Raw genomic sequence first — 16,841 nt, forward strand, 5'->3', positions numbered from 1 at the left:
CCGAGGGGAGGGTGCGATGACGGGCCTGTTGTTAAAAGATATCCGCAAATCCTATGGAGCGGTCGATGTCATTCACGGCATCAATCTCGACATCAAGGAGGGCGAGTTTGTTGTTTTCGTTGGCCCTTCCGGCTGCGGAAAGTCGACATTGCTCAGAATGATCGCCGGCCTCGAGGAGATCACCGGCGGCGACATGTACATCGAAAACGAGCGCGTCAACGACGTGCCGCCCTCGAAACGTGGCATCGCCATGGTGTTCCAGTCCTATGCGCTCTATCCGCATATGACCGTCTACGACAACATGGCATTCGGCATGCGGATCGCCAAGGAATCGAAGGAGGAGATCGATCGGCGCGTCCGCAATGCTGCGGAAATCCTCCAACTCACCAACTATCTCGACCGGCTGCCGAAGGCACTCTCCGGCGGTCAGCGGCAGCGCGTGGCGATCGGTCGGGCGATCTGCCGCAACCCCAAGGTCTTCCTCTTCGACGAACCGCTCTCCAACCTCGACGCGGCGCTCCGCGTCGCGACCCGCATCGAAATCGCCAAGCTCCACGAACGCATGGCGGACACGACGATGATCTACGTCACCCACGACCAGGTGGAGGCGATGACGCTCGCGGATCGCATCGTGGTTCTTTCTCTGGGGCATATCGAGCAGGTGGGCGCTCCGCTCGAGCTCTACGAGCGGCCGGCGAACCTCTTCGTTGCCCGCTTCATCGGCTCACCGGCCATGAACGTCTTCCCCTCGACAATCAAGGCGGCAGGCGCCCAGACGACGGTGACGCTCGTGGGCGGGAAGTCCGTGACGCTCGACATCGCGACCGATGCGTCGGAGAACGGAAAGACGGCGAGCTTCGGCGTGCGCCCGGAGGACCTGCAGGTCACCGAGGGCGAGGATTTCCTGTTCGAGGGAACGGTTTCGATCGTCGAGGCGCTCGGCGAAGTGACGCTGCTCTACATCGAAGGGCTGGTCGAGAGCGAACCGATCATCGCCAAATTGCCGGGCATCCTGAAGGTCGGCCGCGGCGACAGGGTGCGCTTCACCGCCGACAAAGCCAAGCTGCATCTCTTCGACGCGAACGGGCGCAGCTACCGGGTCTAGCGCATCGCCCCGAAATATCGTGACGTAATTTCGGAAGCTTCGATGCGCAGATCCAAAGAGTTGCGGCGCCGCGGCAGGGCGGAGGAAATTGCCCTTCAGGCGAATGAGGGGCAATTCCGGGGAAGTTTTTCGCTTTTCCAGCTCTTTCCACAGCCCCATTAATGCAAACGCTCTATTAAATTTCATGGGGTAGCCTGGCCGAAAATGAAACACGAAAGGTGATTTCGATGCGCAGCGAGGCCCCTGTGGTGCACCAGCACTTCCTCAACAAGGAAGAGTCCTTCATGTATGATCGGGAAACGAACTTCCCGATGGAAGACACGCGCAACGAGGCCCGGATCGAATACACAGAGAAGGGGATGCAGCACCTGTCTTCGCGCCGTTGCGAGATCATCAAGCTGTCGAAGAGCAGCGCGGTGATCGGCATCCTCACGCAGTTCCAATTGCCCCAGAACTTCTATCTGGACATCCCGAGTGCCCGCATCCCGCTGATCGGCTGTCTCCTGAAGCGCGTCCATGCCAACAACATCATCGAAGCGCGGTTCCTGCGGCTGTTGAGCGACCGCGACCTCAATCGGATCTTCGTCTACAGCACCCATCCGAACCACCGCAACCGCACGCTCGACATCTACGGCTGACGGCTGCGGCCGGAGCAACATGCTCACATGCCACACGACGAAGGATGAGACCGCGTCGCGCCACGGAGGTCATCCAAGCTTACAGCGCCGCGCGTCTTATCAGGGCGCTGCGGTCGCTGTGAACGCCGAGCTCGTAACCCTTGTCACTGGAACAGTACGCTGGCGCCGTGGTCGGCCGTTCCGGCAATCTGGCGGAACGGAGCGAAAAGCTCGCGGCCCATGCCGTATTCGTTCTCGGACAGATCGATATGCGCCGGCACGCGCGTTTTTAGCGCGATGTCTTCGATCAGCACTTCAATCGTTCCCTTGACGGCGTCGATGCGGATGATGTCGCCCTCCTGAACGCGGGCGATGGGTCCGCCATCCTTTGCTTCCGGGGTGACATGGATCGCCGCCGGCACCTTGCCCGAGGCGCCAGACATGCGGCCGTCGGTGACGATCGCCACCTTCTGGCCGCGGTCCTGCAGGATGCCGAGCACCGTCGTCAGCTTGTGCAGTTCCGGCATGCCGTTCGCCTTCGGTCCCTGGAAGCGCACGACGGCGACGAAATCGCCCTCCAGCTTGCCTGCCTTGAAGGCTGCGTTCAGTTCCGCCTGATCGTTGAAGATCCTGGCCGGGGCCTCGATGATATGGCGCTCCGGCTTAACGGCCGAGATCTTGATGACGGCCTTGCCGAGATTGCCGGTCAGCATCTTGAGTCCGCCGGTATGCTGAAACGGCTGGTCAATGCTCGCGAGCACCCTGGGGTCGGCGCTTTCCCGGGGCGCCGGCTCGCGCCTGACGCTGCCGTTCTCGCCGAGCTTCACGTCGATTGCATAGGCCTGAAGCCCTTGGCCGTGGACGGTCCTGACATCGTCATGCAGCAGACCGTGCTTCAGCAACTGGCTGATCAGGAAGCCCATGCCGCCAGCGGCGTGGAAGTGGTTTACGTCCGCAAGGCCGTTCGGATAGACGCGGGCTAGCAGCGGCACGATATCGGAGAGCTCGGAGATGTCCTGCCAGGTGAGCACGATGCCGGCGGCGCGCGCCATGGCGACGAGATGCAGGGTATGGTTGGTCGAGCCTCCGGTCGCGTGCAGGCCGACGACGCCGTTGACGATCGACCGTTCGTCGATCATCTCGCCGGCCGGCGTGAATTCGTTGCCGAGCGCGGTGATCGCCAATGCGCGCTTCGCCGCCTCCTTGGTCAGCGCATCGCGCAGGGGCGTGCCGGGATTGATGAAGGAAGCGCCCGGCAGATGGAAGCCCATAATTTCCATCAGCATCTGGTTGGAATTGGCGGTGCCGTAGAAGGTACAGGTGCCGGGGCCGTGATAGGACTTCGACTCGGCTTCGAGCAATTCGTCGCGGCCGACCTTGCCCTCGGCAAAGAGCTGTCGGATGCGAGCCTTCTCGTCGTTCGGCAGGCCCGAAGTCATCGGTCCGGCTGGAATGAAGACAGCCGGCAGGTGACCGAAAGTCAGTGCCGCGATTACCAGGCCCGGCACGATCTTGTCGCAGACGCCGAGATAGACGGCCGCGTCGAACATGTTGTGCGACAGGCCGACGCCCGCGGCCATGGCGATGACGTCACGGGAGAAAAGCGACAGCTCCATGCCGGGCTGGCCCTGCGTGACACCGTCGCACATGGCCGGCACGCCGCCGGCAACTTGCGCTACGCCGCCGGCCTCGCGCGCGGCTTCACGGACCAGGGCCGGGTAGGTCTCGAAGGGCTGATGCGCCGAGAGCATGTCGTTGTAGGAAGTGATGATGCCGAGGTTCGGAACGCGGTCGCCGGCGAGCGCCTCCTTCTCAGCGGGGGAACAGACGGCGAAGCCATGCGCGAGGTTGCCGCAGCCGAGCACGCTGCGGTGCGGTCCGTTCGCGGCGGCGCTGCGAACGCGATCGAGATAGGGTTCGCGAGTGGCTTTGGAGCGTTCGATGACGCGGGCGGTAATGGCGGCAATGCTGGAATGGGCGGACATATCACATCCTGTTCCGGAGTCTCGGGACTCCTCTTCATCCTGTCATCGACTTTACAGCGGCAGATGCTCCTGGGACGCGCAAATGTCGCCGTAAACCCTGAAATGCCGGCCCCCTGATTCAGCAGGAATCAGGAGCCTTGCAAACTGGACGTCGCGAATCGGGGCTGCGACGCCCGCACCGAGCGCGTCAGGGCGCCCAGTAAACCTGCAGCGGCGAGGCCGCACGCCGGAGCACGGCGCGGATCGGCATCTCCGCCTCCTCGCCCGGCATTTCGGCCCGGGCAAGAACCTCTTTCTTGGCGTCACCTTCGATATGCAGCACCAAATATCCGGCGTCCTGTAGGCTGGAGAACGTAAGGGTCAGGCGGGTCTCGCCGGCGCCGTCGGCCTCCATGGTAATCACGCCGCGCGGTGTCGCGGGATCGAGCGCCTCCTCAAGGCGCGTTCCTCCGGGAAAGAACGATGCGGTATGCCCGTCCGTTCCCATCCCGAGCACGACGACATCGAAGGGAGCATTGATATCCGCAGTGGCCGCGCTTGCCTTGGCGGCCGCCTCCTCGGCGCTTGACGAATTGTGGTAGAGCGGCACGAAGCGCGCTTCGACGGCCCAGTTCTTGAGCAGGTTGGCGGCGACCAGCCCATGATTGGAGCGGTCGCTTTCCGGCGGAACGAAGCGCTCGTCGACAAGGGTGACACTCACTTTTGCCCAATCGAGTTTACGTTTCGACAGAGCCTGGAAGAATGCCTTGGGCGTAGAGCCGCCCGATACGGCGATGCTGGCGCCGCCGCGGCTATTGACGGCCGCCCCAAGCCTGGCGCCGACGGCATCCGCCAGCGCCTCTGCCAGCATTTCACCGTTGTCGTATCTGTGCAGGATAGCGCTCATCGACCGGTCCTAGATCGTATCATTCCAGGTGCGGCCGTCGCGCTCGATCAGCGCAATCGACTGGCTCGGTCCCCAGGTGCCCGCCGTGTAGCCCTGCACCTGTTGCCCCGTCGTTTCCCAGGCCTTCAGGATCGGGTCGATCCATTGCCATGCCGCCTCCACCTCGTCGCGGCGCACGAAGAGCGTCTGGTTGTTGCGGATGACGTCGAGCAGCAGCCGCTCATAGGCATCGGCGTTACGCACATCGAAGGCTTCGGCAAAGCTCATGTCGAGCGGCACGTTCCTGAGCCGCATGCCGCCGGGACCGGGATCCTTGATCATCAGCGATTGCTTTACGCCCTCGTTCGGCTGCAGACGGATCATCAACTGGTTGGCGGAGATGCGGCCAGCGCTTTGGTCGAAGATCGAGTGCGGAATCTGCTTGAATGTAATGACGATCTCCGACATGCGGCCCGCCATGCGCTTGCCGGTGCGGATGTAGAAGGGTACGCCTGCCCAGCGCCAATTGCTGATCTCGGCCTTGATCGCGACGAATGTCTCTGTGTTGGAAATGCCGCCTTCCAACTCCTCGAGATAGCCCTTCACCGGGCCGCCGGCCGATGCGCCGGCACGATATTGGCCGCGTACGGTCACCTGCTCGACACTGGCGCCGGTGATCGGCTTCAGCGCGCGCAGCACCTTCAGTTTCTCGTCGCGCACCGCCTCAGCATCCATCGAAGTGGGGACTTCCATCGCCACGAAGCAGACGAGCTGGAGAATGTGATTCTGCACCATGTCGCGCAGCGCGCCGGCCTTGTCGTAATAGCCGGCGCGATTTTCGAGGCCGACCGATTCCGAGACGGTGATCTGCACATGATCGATATGGGCCGAGTTCCACAAGGGCTCGTAGAGCGCATTGGCGAAACGCAGCGCCATCAGATTCTGCACCGTCTCCTTGCCGAGATAGTGATCGATGCGGAAGATCTGTTCCTCGCGGAAAACCTTGCCGATCGTGTCGTTCAGTTCGTTCGCCGAGGCGAGGTCGCGTCCGATCGGCTTCTCGACGACGATGCGGGTGTTCTTGGTGATCAGCTTGTGATCGCGGATTCGCTCGGAAATATCGCCAAAGATTGCGGGGCCGACGGCGAGATAGAAGGCGCGGATGCGGTCCCGGCCCTCATCGAGAATCTTCTTGAGGTCGTCCCAGCCCTGCTCCGACTTGGCATCGACCGAAACGTAGAAGATGCGGCCCGTGAACTTGGCCACTTCCACTTCATCGAACTCGCCCGGCTTCAGATGTTCCTTCAGCGCGTCGGTTGCGAATCTGCGATACTCGTCATGGGAAAGGGCCGCGCGCGAGGCGCCGATGATGCGGGTAGGCTCCGTCAGTTGGCCCTCCATCTGACGGTGGTAAAGTGCCGGCAGCAGCTTGCGCTCGGCAAGATCGCCGGTTCCCCCGAAGACGACATAATCAAACGGTTCGACGGGAATGATCTGGCTGCTCATGGGATAACTCGATCTCGTTGAGGTCAGGACAGGTATAATCTAATCGATTTAAAAGCGCTAGGGTGCAACGCAATAAAACTTCGCACTGCATTTTCTGCCGCTCTTCTCCTGTGCCCGGATTACGGTCTACCGATCAATTCTTCAAAGCCGGTCACGCAGGGCGTACCAGCTGAGGGCCAGGAACAGGAGGGCTGACCGGAATCGGGTTCCGCCCGGAAAAGCCGGTATTTTCAAATCCTTGAGGAGATCGAGCGGGGTGTCTCTTCCGAGCGTCAGGTCCGCATAAAGCTTGCCGCAAAAGTTGGAGAGCATAACGCCGTGACCAGAATAGCCGCCGATCGTCACGACACCCGGCATGACCTCGCGGCAGAAGGGCTGTCGCGGCATGGTGATGCCGACAGTGCCGCCCCAGGCATGGGTGATCTCGATATCGGCGAGCGCCGGGTAGATCTCCCGAATCTGGCGTCGGATATGGCTCGAAATGTCGCGCGGATTGTCGGCCGTGTAGGCTTCCCGGCCGCCGAACAGCAGCCGTCCGTCCTTCGACTTGCGGAAATAACGCACGACGAAGCGCGAATCGTCGACGGATTCGCCGCCCGGAAGAATGCCGGGGCGCCCCGTAAGGACGGTCGTTGCGCCGATGAAGGAGCGGATCGGCATGATATGACTCGCCGTCACCGGCTCGAGATTGCCGATATGGGCGTTACAGGCGATCAGCGCCCGGTCCGCCGTGATGGTGCCCCGCTCCGTCTCGATCCGGACCGCGCCGCCTTTCCCATCGATCTTCAGAGCTTTCGTCTGCTCGAAGATATTGGCGCCGGCAAGGGCTGCCTGTTTCGCCAGTCCGACCAGGAGCTTCATCGGATGGATGTGGCCGGTACCGGCGTCGCGAATGCCGAAGCGGTAATGTGACGAGCCGAGGCGGCCCGCGGTTTCCTCGCGATCCATGAAAGAGAGATGCGGATAGCCGAAGCGTTCGGCCATTACCTCGACATGGCGGCGGTACTCCTTTTCGAGACTCTCCTTGTGGCTGACCGAGAGCTGGCCGGGTACGAACTCCATGTCGATCGCGTGTTCCCGTGCGAAATCCAGCAGGTATCGTTTGGCGTTTTCCGCCATGTCGAAGAGCAGCTGTGCCCGTTCGCGGCCGACGACCTCCTCGAGATCCTCCGCCCAGGCGCGCTGGCCAGTGCCGAACTGGCCGCCATTGCGACCCGAAGCGCCATCGCCGAAGCGACAGGCGTCGATCAAGGTGACGTCGACACCCTCTTTCGCAAGGTTGTAGGCCGCTTGCAGGCCGGTATAGCCGCCGCCGATGACCGCGACGTCGGCTTTGCGCGAGCCGGCCATCGGCGGATAGAAAGGCCGTTCGGGCACGCTTGCCTCATACCAGGAGATTCCGGGCGAGATCGGGCTTTGCCAACTCATGGGGAGGCCTTCCGGGTCAGACGTTCAGGAGCAGGAATTCACGTTCCCAAGGGCTGATGACCTGCATGAAGGTCTCGAATTCGCCGCGCTTCACGCCGGCATAGATGGCGATGAATTCGGCACTGAAGACGTCGGCGAGCGAGGGTGCGGATTCGAGCAGCGACACCGCCTCGAGCAGCCCGCGCGGCAGGTCGATCTCTCCCTCGTTGGCGGTGTCCTCCGTGGGTGGCGTCGGCTCAAGGTTCTCGACGATGCCGAGATAGCCGCAGCCGAGCGAGGCAGCGAGCGCCAGATAGGGATTGGCATCGGAACTCGGCAGGCGGTTCTCGATGCGACGGGCGGCCGGATCCGAAACCGGAATGCGGAAGGCCGTCGTCCGGTTGTCGTAGCCCCAGGCAGTGTTCACCGGCGCCGCCATGTCCGGGGTCAGACGCCTGTAGGAGTTCACATAGGGAGCCATCATCGACAATGTCCTCGGCACATAATGCTGCATGCCGCCGACAAAGGCGAAGAATTCCTTGGAGGGCGAGCCGTCCGGGTTGGAGAAGATGTTGCGCCCGGTGGCGATTTCGACCACCGACTGGTGGATGTGCATGGCCGAGCCCGGCTGACCCTGCATCGGCTTGGCCATGAAGGTGGCATAGATGCCGTGCTTCAGCGCCGCTTCGCGGATCGTGCGCTTGAACAGGAAGACCTGGTCGGCAAGTTCGATCGGGTCACCATGCCTGAGATTGATCTCGAGCTGAGCCGGTCCCTCTTCATGGATGAGCGTATCGATCTCGAGGCCTTGCTTTTCCGAAAAATGGTAGATGTCGTCGATCAGTTCGTCGAACTCGTTGATCCCGGCGATCGAATAGCCCTGGCCGCCGAGAATGGAACGGCCGGAGCGGCCCTTCGGAGGGCGCAGCGGATAGTCCGGATCGTCGTTCTGAGCGACGAGGTAGAATTCGATCTCGGGGGCGACGACCGCTCTCCAGCCCCTCTTGCGGTAAAGCTCGACGACGCGCTTCAGGACATTGCGCGGCGTATAGCTGATCTGTTCGCCCTGCGAGCCGACGATGTCGCAGATCACCTGCGCCGTCGGATCTGTTTCCCAGGGAACGATGGAAAGCGTCGAAAGATCCGGCACCAGCTTGATGTCGCTATCGCGCGAATCGTAGCGGAATTGGCCGGTCTCATCGGGATATTCGCCGGAAATCGTGTGGCGGTAGATCGCCGAAGGCAGTGCAAGCGAGGTATTGGAGGTAAACTTCGAGGTCGGCATCATCTTGCCGCGTGGCACGCCGGCAAGGTCGGGGGTGATGCATTCGATGTCTTCGATGCGACGGATCTTGAGCCACTCGACCGCGTCCCGCCAGGTCTTCACGCCGCGGGCTGAATTCAGGTCAAGAGGTATCTTCGAACTTTCGCTGACCTTTGCTGTCTGCTGGGCAACACTTCTCTTGGAAGACATAAATCACCGGATTTGGCTTCGGATAGCGCATCATAGCCGCAGTTTGCCGATTGGCTACTGCATGTTTTCTCAAATCGAAATTGAATGGCGGCAGAGCCTGCGGCACCCGAAATTGCGTCAGCGAATTTTGCCCGCCCCGAGCTCCCCGAAGGCGTTGGGAATTGACATTTGGCGGGCCGCCGGGAAGGAAGGCGGAAACGTGGAGAGCTATTGCGTGGCCGAGAAGCAGGACGTGGTGATCATTGGAGCCGGCGCCGCCGGCATGATGTGCGCGATCGAGGCGGCAAAGCGCGGACGGCGCGTTCTCGTGCTCGACCACGGGAAGGCTCCGGGCGAGAAGATACGGATCTCCGGCGGCGGCCGCTGCAACTTCACCAATATTCATGCAGGGCCGAAGAACTTCCTTTCCGACAATCCGCATTTTTGCAAGTCGGCGCTCGCGCGCTATCGCCCGCAGGATTTCGTGGCGCTCGTCGAACGGCACGGAATTGCCTGGCACGAGAAGACGCTGGGACAGCTCTTCTGCGATCATTCGGCCAGGAACATCGTCCGCATGCTGCTTGCCGAGATGAAGCAGGCAGGTGCGGCGTTGAGGCTCGAAACGGCGATCTCCGCCGTCGAGCGGATCGTCTCGGGCTTTCGGGTGACCACGAGCACCGGGACGGTCGAAACGGATTCGCTGGTTGTCGCGAGCGGCGGAAAGTCCATCCCGAAGATGGGCGCGACGGGTCTGGCCTATCGTATCGCCGAGCAGTTCGGGCTGCCTGTCGTCGAGACGCGGCCGGCGCTGGTGCCCCTGACGCTCGACCAAGCGCACCTCGAAAAGCTTGGGGTTCTCGCCGGCGTCGCAGCCGATGCCGAGGTGCGTTTCGGTCAGGCCGCCTTTCGCGAGGCGGTACTCGTCACGCACCGGGGTTTGAGCGGACCAGCCATCCTGCAGATTTCCTCCTATTGGCGGGAAGGCGCGGAAATCGTCCTCAAGCTGATGCCAGAGGTCAATATTGCCGGGATCCTCAAGGCAATGCGTCGCACGAACGGGCGGCAGGCGCCGCAAACGGCGCTCGCCGAGATCCTGCCGCGGCGCCTCGCGCACTTCTTTGCCGAGGAGGCAAGGCTCACCGGGCGGCTGCTTGCCGATCTCTCCGACCGGGCGATCGAGGCGCTGGCGACCTCCATCCAGGCATGGACGTTGAAGCCCGCCGGGTCCGAGGGTTACCGCACCGCCGAAGTGACGCTCGGTGGTATCGATACCCGTGCGCTCGATTCAAAGTCGATGCAGGCACGAGACGTGCCCGGGCTCTACTTCATCGGCGAATGCGTGGACGTGACCGGCTGGCTTGGCGGCTATAATTTTCAATGGGCCTGGGCATCCGGCTTTGCTGCTGGTCAAGCGGTGTAACGACCGCTACAAAAGGGTGATTTGCTTCTTCAGCCATTGTTAATGGAAATGGCCGAACCTCGTTTTCATGGTTGCAAAGACCGCACTGGCGGAATGGCTCGCAAACTGAACGTTCCTCAGCAGCAGGATGCTTGCACCATGCAGCGCATGGCAGGCCGGGGCCTGCCAGCCAAGTGTCGAGGACAGGATGCCATGGACAAGCAACGCCGCCGCTCCCGCGCCATCGCTATTGCCCGGACCGGGGAAAGCCGCTCCGAAGCGGAACTGATCGCCTTCGCTGCGTTTCTCACTCTCTTCGCGATCGCAGTCGTCGCCGGTTTTCTCTCGTTCTGACGCGCGCGTTCCTGCCGTGCAGGCGCACTGACGGCGCTCACGACCATCGGCCACCAATCTGGGGCTCGCTGCGCTTATAGGAATTTTAATGGTTGCGCCCGAATATGGGCGCAACGTGAGTCCGCAGGGTCCCTGCTGCCGACAGGCAGTGCGGCCCCGCAATGATTGCCGGCGGGCTGGCGGCGTGCGCCGCAATGACCTTCAAAATACATCAGCCTGTTTCCGCATCGGGTGACATCCAAGCTGCAGTCTCAACGGTGCTGGCGCGAGCCGGGTCGGGGGCTTTAGGTCGCTGGGGGAGGCGAAACGCAGGCAGGGAGCCGAGGTATTTCATGCTCATTGACAGGATTCTTGCCCGTTTCAAGATTCAGACGAAGGTTCTGTTCTTCATCCTGCCTTTCGTCGTCAGCATCTCCGCCGTCGGCCTCACCGGCCTCTATGCCTCGGGACTGCTGCAGGGACGCATGGAAATCTCGAACAGCGTCCTGCAGACCTTGAGCGGCTTCAAGGATGTCTACGCGGGAATGAACCAGTTCCTGCATGAGACAACCGAGGAGAGCCGCCAGGCGGTGAAGGAGACGATTGCCGCGCAGAAGAATGTGCTGGCTGCGACGGCCGCCCATGTGGCGGGGGCAAGCGGCGAACGGGAACTCGCTGATGCGACGGCCGCTACGAGCGAGATCGAGACCCGTATCGATGGCCTTTGGACCTTGCACGAGAGCGAGCAGCAGCTCCGCCTGGCGACGCGGACCAATCTGGAAAAGCTGGCCGCCGAGCAGATGAAGATCAGCGAACAGACCAATGAACTGCAATATGCGGTGCGCAAGGACGAGAATGCGGCGAAAACCATGCTGCGCAACGCCGAAAAGCTCCTGCGCGCGAGCCGCTTCTATAGCGAATTCGCCACCGAAGTCAGCGGCGCGATAACCGTCGAGGACAAGCTGAAGGTCGCCCAAGAACGCTTTCCGATGATCGGCCGTACGCAGCGCGACATCTTCGCGCTTCTGCCGAAGGAGGAGAAATCTCTCTCCGAGACGGTCAATTCGGCTTCAGGGGCGATCGGTGCTATCATCAGAGCGCCCGCCGGGCCCGAAACACTTGCTGGTCTCTCCAAATATATCGACCGCTTCCGCAACGCGAGCTTCCGGCTCGAAGCCGCTGCCGTCGGCAAGATGCGCGAGGCGACGCAGATATTCAGTCAGCTAGACGGCAAGATTGCCAGCACTGAATCGATCTTGACGGCGATGCGCCGGCTATCCACATCGCTTACGGACATTCAGATATCTGCGGCCGCATTCCTCGGCAAGACGAGCGAGGAGAACCGCAAGGCGCTCTTGGACAAGTTCCTGGCCGTGCAGACGAACTTGACGACTTTGCGCGGCATCTCAAAGGACGCGAGTTCGTTCGACGCCTTGGCAGATGCAATCGTTCCGCTCATCAATGCAATGAAGAGGGATGGTGTCGAACTGGTCGAGATAACCGGCAAGCGGAACACCGAGTTCAACGCGGCCGGCGCATCGATCGATGAGATCTGGAATGACCTGACCGGCTTTGCCGAGCAGCAAAAGGTTGCCGCCGGCACGGAACGCAAGGAAGCCAATCAGATTTCCGTTGGAGCCACCATTGCCGGCGTCGTGATAGCGCTGCTAGCTGGCGTTGCCCTGACGTTGACGCTGAAGCGGCCGATCGGCCAGATCACGGCGGCCATGCGACGCCTTGCCGACGGCCGGCTCGATACGGCGATCGACGGCGATGGTCGACGCGACGAGATCGGCGACATGGCGCGTGCCCTTGGGGTCTTCAAAGAGAATGCCCTGTCGAAGGTCCGCATCGAGGCCGAGAGCGTCGAACAGCGCGCCCGCGCCGAGGCCGAGCGCAGCCGCAACGACGCGGAGAAGCGGGAACTCGACCGCCAGATCGACCTGGCGGTCAATGAACTCGCGGCGGGCCTCGGGCGCCTGGCGCAAGGCGATCTCTCGCAGCAGATTGAGGTACCCTTCAACGGCCGGCTCGAGCAGTTGCGGATTGATTTCAACGGATCACTCATCCGGCTGCAGGACACGTTGGCGCAGATTCGCGCCAATGCCCAGGCAATCCAGCAGAGCGGAGCCGGCATGCACCATTCGGCCGATTCGCTCTCGAAACGCACGGAGGCGCAGGCGGCCTCTCTCGAGCAGACCGCCGCGGCCGTCGACCAGATCACCGTGACCGTGCGCTCTTCCGCCGAGCGTGCGCACGAGGCGAACCAGGCCGTGTCGCAGACCAAGAAAAGTGCCGACAGTTCGGCAACCGTCGTCACGAATGCGATCGCCGCCATGGGTCGCATCGAAGACGCCTCGCGCAAGATCGAGCAGATCATCGAAGTGATTGACGACATCGCCTTCCAGACCAATCTCCTGGCGCTCAATGCCGGCATCGAGGCGGCGCGTGCGGGCGAAGCGGGCAAGGGCTTTGCAGTCGTTGCGCAGGAGGTGCGCGAACTGGCGCAGCGCTCGGCTGAGGCGGCGCACGAGATCAAGGACCTCATCAACAAGTCGACCCAGGAGGTCAATTCCGGCTCGCTGCTCGTCAAGGAGACGGGAGCCGTGCTTGCTTCGATCAGCGCCGAGATCGTAACCGTCAGTCAGCACGTAGAGATGATCGCTACCGCCAGCCGCGACCAAGCGACGGCGCTGAACGAGGTCAACGACTCCGTCAACCAGATGGACCAGATGACCCAGCAGAATGCCCTGATGGTGGAGGAAGCGACCGCGACCAGCCGGGCCTTGGCCAGCCAAGCCGATACGCTGATGATGCTGGTCGAGCAGTTTCGGTTGGAGCGGGAGAGCGGAGCGGGCGAGGTTTATCGCGCCGCCTGATTTGAGCCGCCTTACCAAATAGCAGACTGGACGCCGCGCATTTGCAAATGCGCGGCGTCAACTATTTGGTTATGGATTGGAAGCAGAGTGGCAGTCCCTTCAGTCAAGGCACCTGCTGTATCGCTCCGCCGCGCAGGGTTTTCCCTCGATTTCTACAGCGCCGTGCGCGCCGCCGCTGTTCTTGCGGAATATCCTCCGGCGGCGTCTGCGGAACAGTGCCGAAAGCATGTTCTCCGCGAAAGTCTCCTTGCACGCGGGCGACTGGATATCAAAGCGTTGATCGAGGCGGCGCCGGTTTCTCGACGCCATGTCGAATAGAAAAGCCATTGCCATCATGTCCATGGTGATGCTCCTTGTCTGCAAGCATCCCTTCTTTTATGCATCTCGGACTGTTTTACATACAGTCGAATTCCGCTTATGTTTTTCACTGATGAAAAACATGGATTGGGACATCTACCGCTGTTTCATGACCGTGGTGCGCGGCGGCGGTTTGACGGGAGCGGCGCAGGCGATGGGCCTGAGCGCCGCAACCATCGGCCGCCGCATGCTGGAACTGGAGGAGCGCACCGGCCGGGCGCTCTTCGTCCGCAGCCAGACGGGTTACACACTGACTTCCGACGGCCGCGTTCTGTTCGAGCAACTGCGCGAGATGGAAGCGGCGGCCCGCAAGGTGGAGAATTGGCAGGAGCAGGGCGACGGGGCCGTAACCATCCGCGTCGCGGCGGGGACATGGGTCTCGTGGCTGGTCGCGGAGAATTTTCCGGCGATCTGTACCGAGCGCGATTCCTTCAATATTGCGCTTTCGACAGGCGAAGCGCGGGTGAGCCTCGCCTATCGCGAGAGCGACATCGGCATTCGCGCCTTCGAGCCGGAGGAAGCCTATCTCGCGTCACGGCTAATCGGCGAAGTCGCCTATGCCGCCTATCGGCAGAGAAACGCGCCGGGCACCGTGGAACGCTGGCTGGCCGTCGGCGAAGAGGAAGCGCGTTCGGCCTATTTGCGTTGGCCGCACGAACAGGCGACAGGCCGGATCGTCGCGACGGTAACGCGCCCGCGTTCCCTGCTCGACCTTGCCCGCGCCGGGGCGGGGACGGCGGTGCTGCCCTGTTTCGTCGGCGATCTCGATCCGCTGCTGCAGCGGGCGGGCGAGGAGATCGCGTTGCTCCGACACCGGCAGTGGATCGTAATGAACAACGAGGATCGCCACAGGCGGGACATTCGAGCTGTCGTGGACCGAATGACGCGGCTCTTGCGCAGCCACGCTGATCTTTTTGCCGGAAAACGGCCGCGGCGGAACGCCGCCTGAGCCGCAGCATCGCTTGGATGTTGATGGGGATCGGCCGGCCTGGCGCCGGCCGATCCCCGGGGATTGCATCAGCGCCGCGCGCCGGTCCGGGAGGGTTCCACCACGGATACTGGAACCAGCATCGGCCGGAAGTGCGTCCACAGCCCGGCGCCGAGCAGGATGGCGGTCGCCGCGGAAACCGCGATCATCACGCCCGCCCTTGGGTGACGATGACGGGGATCAGCAGATCGCCCCAGTTGCCGTCGCCGCCGTGATGGCGTGCCGAGCGTACGAGTTCGACCGAGACGCCTGCGTCGACCGCCTTCATGACGGCTTGGTTAAGCCGATGCAGATCATTGGCGACCATGCGGATTGCGGCCTGCTGTTCTGTTGTCATGGCCGATGATTGTTCCTCGGCCCGTTCCTTGACGCGTGTCTGGACTGTCATTGGAGTTCTCCTCTTAGGGGTTGGAACCGGATGCGGGGGGCATTTCGGTGCCGTCCCGCTTCGGTTCGATGCATCCTGCGAGGCGCGCGAGGGGCAGGGAATGCGCGCGCCTCGCCTCCGTCATTCTGCCGCCGGGCGGAACTGGTCGTGCTCGGTCGATTCCTTCATGGCGGTTGTCGACGATTGGCCGCCGGTGATCGCCAGCGACACCGCGTCGAAATAGCCGGTGCCGACTTCGCGCTGATGCTTGGTCGCGGTGTAGCCGTTGACCTCGGCCGCGAATTCCGCCTCCTGCAATTCCGAATAGGCGGCCATCTGCCGTTCCTTGTAGCCGCGGGCGAGTTCGAACATGCCGTAGTTCAGCTGATGGAAGCCGGCGAGCGTGATGAACTGGAACTTGTAGCCCATTGCGCCGAGCTCCCGCTGGAACTTGGCGATCGTCGCATCGTCCAGGTTCTTCTTCCAATTGAACGACGGCGAGCAATTATAGGCAAGCAGCTTACCCGGATGCGCCTTGTGCACGCCCTCGGCGAATTTGCGCGCCTGCTCGAGATCCGGCTTCGAGGTCTCGCACCAGATGAGGTCGCAATGCGGCGCATAGGCGATCGCCCGCGCGATGCAGGACTCAAGTCCGTTCTTCACCTGATAGAAGCCCTCGACCGTGCGGCCGGCGTCGTAATCGACGAAGGGCCGGTCACGCTCGTCGATATCCGAAGTGAGCAGCTTTGCCGCTTCCGCGTCCGTGCGGGCGATGACCAGCGTCGGCACGCCCATGACATCGGCAGCAAGCCGGGCGGCATTCAGATTGCGGATATGCGCCGCGGTCGGGATCAGCACTTTGCCGCCGAGATGGCCGCATTTCTTCTCGGACGCGAGCTGGTCCTCATAGTGGACGCCTGCCGCACCCGCTTCGATGAATGCCTTCATGATCTCGAAGGCATTGAGCGGCCCGCCGAAGCCTGCCTCCGCATCGGCGACGATCGGGGCGAACCAGGTGTCGACCGAAAGTCCCTTGCCTTCGGCGGTCTCGATCTGGTCGGCGCGCTGCAGCGTCCGGTTGATGCGTTTTGCGAGTTCCGGCGCAGCATTGGCCGGATAGAGCGACTGGTCCGGATACATGGCAGAGGCGGTGTTGGAATCGGCAGCGACTTGCCAGCCGGAGAGGTAGATCGCCTTCAGTCCGGCGCGGACCATCTGCATGGCCTGGTTGCCCGAAAGCGCGCCGAGAGCATTGACGAAATCTTCCTCGTGGATGAGCTTCCAAAGGCGGTTCGCGCCCATTTCGGCAAGCGAATACCGAAGCTCGACCGAGCCGCGGAGCCGCTGCACGTCTTGCGCCGAATAGGGGCGTTCAACACCGTCGAAACGTCCTTGCGGTGCACTCGGAACGAGTTTGTAAAAATCAGTCATTCTTGCCTCCTGATGAAATCGATAGCTCTTCGACTTTAGTCTCACGGCGCTTCCACTCCGTAAGTTCATATGACAGTTTTTACATTGCGCTGCGGAATGACGCCACGAAAATCGAGAGACTTGCGGATTCAAAAGGGTTACTTTGTCTT

Annotated in this window: 14 protein-coding genes; 6 read left to right on the plus strand and 8 right to left on the minus strand. The window is 62.1% G+C overall.

The window, feature by feature from the left end:
* Positions 1 to 16 precede the first annotated feature (16 nt).
* Together EKH55_RS01395 and EKH55_RS01400 are read left to right on the plus strand one after the other, a co-directional pair.
* Positions 17 to 1,105: an ABC transporter ATP-binding protein gene (locus tag EKH55_RS01395; protein WP_069459461.1), complete on the plus strand. Its 1,089-nt coding sequence runs from the start codon at positions 17 to 19 to the stop codon at positions 1,103 to 1,105.
* Positions 1,106 to 1,332: 227 nt separating this feature from the next.
* Complete coding sequence (locus tag EKH55_RS01400) at positions 1,333 to 1,743, plus strand: hypothetical protein (protein ID WP_069459983.1); 411 nt, start codon at positions 1,333 to 1,335, stop codon at positions 1,741 to 1,743.
* A 143-nt stretch (positions 1,744 to 1,886) separates the two neighbouring features.
* On the opposite strand, the gene edd is transcribed toward EKH55_RS01400, so the two are convergent.
* The 5 genes from edd to EKH55_RS01425 form a co-directional block, all read right to left on the minus strand.
* Positions 1,887 to 3,707: a phosphogluconate dehydratase gene (gene edd, locus EKH55_RS01405; protein WP_069459460.1), complete on the minus strand. Its 1,821-nt coding sequence runs from the start codon at positions 3,705 to 3,707 to the stop codon at positions 1,887 to 1,889.
* A 187-nt stretch (positions 3,708 to 3,894) separates the two neighbouring features.
* Entirely contained in the window at positions 3,895 to 4,593 is a 699-nt protein-coding gene (gene pgl, locus EKH55_RS01410) for a 6-phosphogluconolactonase (protein WP_069459459.1), read from the minus strand.
* 9 nt (positions 4,594 to 4,602) lie between these two features.
* Positions 4,603 to 6,078 (minus strand): glucose-6-phosphate dehydrogenase, encoded by a 1,476-nt coding sequence (gene zwf / locus EKH55_RS01415; RefSeq protein ID WP_069459458.1) that lies wholly within the window; start codon positions 6,076 to 6,078, stop codon positions 4,603 to 4,605.
* Positions 6,079 to 6,219: 141 nt separating this feature from the next.
* The gene (locus EKH55_RS01420) at positions 6,220 to 7,506 is read right to left on the minus strand and encodes an NAD(P)/FAD-dependent oxidoreductase (RefSeq protein ID WP_151610841.1); all 1,287 of its coding nucleotides are present in this window, start codon (positions 7,504 to 7,506) and stop codon (positions 6,220 to 6,222) included.
* Positions 7,507 to 7,522: 16 nt separating this feature from the next.
* On the minus strand, positions 7,523 to 8,959 hold the full coding sequence (locus tag EKH55_RS01425; protein WP_069459456.1) for a glutamine synthetase family protein: 1,437 nt from the start codon (positions 8,957 to 8,959) through the stop codon (positions 7,523 to 7,525).
* A 214-nt stretch (positions 8,960 to 9,173) separates the two neighbouring features.
* Between EKH55_RS01425 and EKH55_RS01430 the strand changes: the two genes are divergently transcribed.
* From EKH55_RS01430 to EKH55_RS01435, 3 genes are all read left to right on the plus strand, one after another.
* Positions 9,174 to 10,358 carry a BaiN/RdsA family NAD(P)/FAD-dependent oxidoreductase gene (locus tag EKH55_RS01430; RefSeq protein ID WP_069459982.1) on the plus strand — a complete coding sequence of 395 codons (1,185 nt, stop codon included), beginning with the start codon at positions 9,174 to 9,176 and terminating at the stop codon, positions 10,356 to 10,358.
* Between the two features lie 192 nt (positions 10,359 to 10,550).
* Positions 10,551 to 10,691 (plus strand): hypothetical protein, encoded by a 141-nt coding sequence (locus EKH55_RS29275; protein WP_165614727.1) that lies wholly within the window; start codon positions 10,551 to 10,553, stop codon positions 10,689 to 10,691.
* Between the two features lie 332 nt (positions 10,692 to 11,023).
* On the plus strand, positions 11,024 to 13,549 hold the full coding sequence (locus tag EKH55_RS01435) for a methyl-accepting chemotaxis protein (protein WP_151610842.1): 2,526 nt from the start codon (positions 11,024 to 11,026) through the stop codon (positions 13,547 to 13,549).
* 99 nt (positions 13,550 to 13,648) lie between these two features.
* Here the strand turns inward: EKH55_RS01435 and EKH55_RS01440 are convergent, their stop codons facing one another.
* Positions 13,649 to 13,891: a hypothetical protein gene (locus EKH55_RS01440; RefSeq protein ID WP_151610843.1), complete on the minus strand. Its 243-nt coding sequence runs from the start codon at positions 13,889 to 13,891 to the stop codon at positions 13,649 to 13,651.
* Between the two features lie 88 nt (positions 13,892 to 13,979).
* Between EKH55_RS01440 and EKH55_RS01445 the strand changes: the two genes are divergently transcribed.
* Positions 13,980 to 14,855 (plus strand): LysR family transcriptional regulator, encoded by an 876-nt coding sequence (locus tag EKH55_RS01445; RefSeq protein WP_151610844.1) that lies wholly within the window; start codon positions 13,980 to 13,982, stop codon positions 14,853 to 14,855.
* 187 nt (positions 14,856 to 15,042) lie between these two features.
* Here the strand turns inward: EKH55_RS01445 and EKH55_RS01450 are convergent, their stop codons facing one another.
* Positions 15,043 to 15,282 (minus strand): SMc00767 family acetate metabolism repressor, encoded by a 240-nt coding sequence (locus EKH55_RS01450; protein WP_069459452.1) that lies wholly within the window; start codon positions 15,280 to 15,282, stop codon positions 15,043 to 15,045.
* A 120-nt stretch (positions 15,283 to 15,402) separates the two neighbouring features.
* Positions 15,403 to 16,692 (minus strand): isocitrate lyase, encoded by a 1,290-nt coding sequence (aceA, locus tag EKH55_RS01455; protein WP_151610845.1) that lies wholly within the window; start codon positions 16,690 to 16,692, stop codon positions 15,403 to 15,405.
* Between the last annotated feature and the right edge of the window lie 149 nt (positions 16,693 to 16,841).

The organism is Sinorhizobium alkalisoli, assembly GCF_008932245.1.
GTDB lineage: Bacteria > Pseudomonadota > Alphaproteobacteria > Rhizobiales > Rhizobiaceae > Sinorhizobium > Sinorhizobium alkalisoli.

Bases quoted from the DNA above. Each gene is read 5' to 3' on its own strand.
- EKH55_RS29275 (WP_165614727.1), top strand. From the start codon at position 10,551: ATGGACAAGCAACGCCGCCGCTCCCGCGCCATCGCTATTGCCCGGACC.
- EKH55_RS01420 (WP_151610841.1), bottom strand. From the start codon at position 7,506: ATGAGTTGGCAAAGCCCGATCTCGCCCGGAATCTCCTGGTATGAGGCA.
- EKH55_RS01395 (WP_069459461.1), top strand. From the start codon at position 17: ATGACGGGCCTGTTGTTAAAAGATATCCGCAAATCCTATGGAGCGGTC.
- EKH55_RS01440 (WP_151610843.1), bottom strand. From the start codon at position 13,891: ATGGACATGATGGCAATGGCTTTTCTATTCGACATGGCGTCGAGAAAC.
- zwf (WP_069459458.1), bottom strand. From the start codon at position 6,078: ATGAGCAGCCAGATCATTCCCGTCGAACCGTTTGATTATGTCGTCTTC.
- EKH55_RS01435 (WP_151610842.1), top strand. From the start codon at position 11,024: ATGCTCATTGACAGGATTCTTGCCCGTTTCAAGATTCAGACGAAGGTT.
- EKH55_RS01445 (WP_151610844.1), top strand. From the start codon at position 13,980: ATGAAAAACATGGATTGGGACATCTACCGCTGTTTCATGACCGTGGTG.
- EKH55_RS01400 (WP_069459983.1), top strand. From the start codon at position 1,333: ATGCGCAGCGAGGCCCCTGTGGTGCACCAGCACTTCCTCAACAAGGAA.
- EKH55_RS01425 (WP_069459456.1), bottom strand. From the start codon at position 8,959: ATGTCTTCCAAGAGAAGTGTTGCCCAGCAGACAGCAAAGGTCAGCGAA.
- EKH55_RS01450 (WP_069459452.1), bottom strand. From the start codon at position 15,282: ATGACAGTCCAGACACGCGTCAAGGAACGGGCCGAGGAACAATCATCG.
- pgl (WP_069459459.1), bottom strand. From the start codon at position 4,593: ATGAGCGCTATCCTGCACAGATACGACAACGGTGAAATGCTGGCAGAG.
- edd (WP_069459460.1), bottom strand. From the start codon at position 3,707: ATGTCCGCCCATTCCAGCATTGCCGCCATTACCGCCCGCGTCATCGAA.
- aceA (WP_151610845.1), bottom strand. From the start codon at position 16,692: ATGACTGATTTTTACAAACTCGTTCCGAGTGCACCGCAAGGACGTTTC.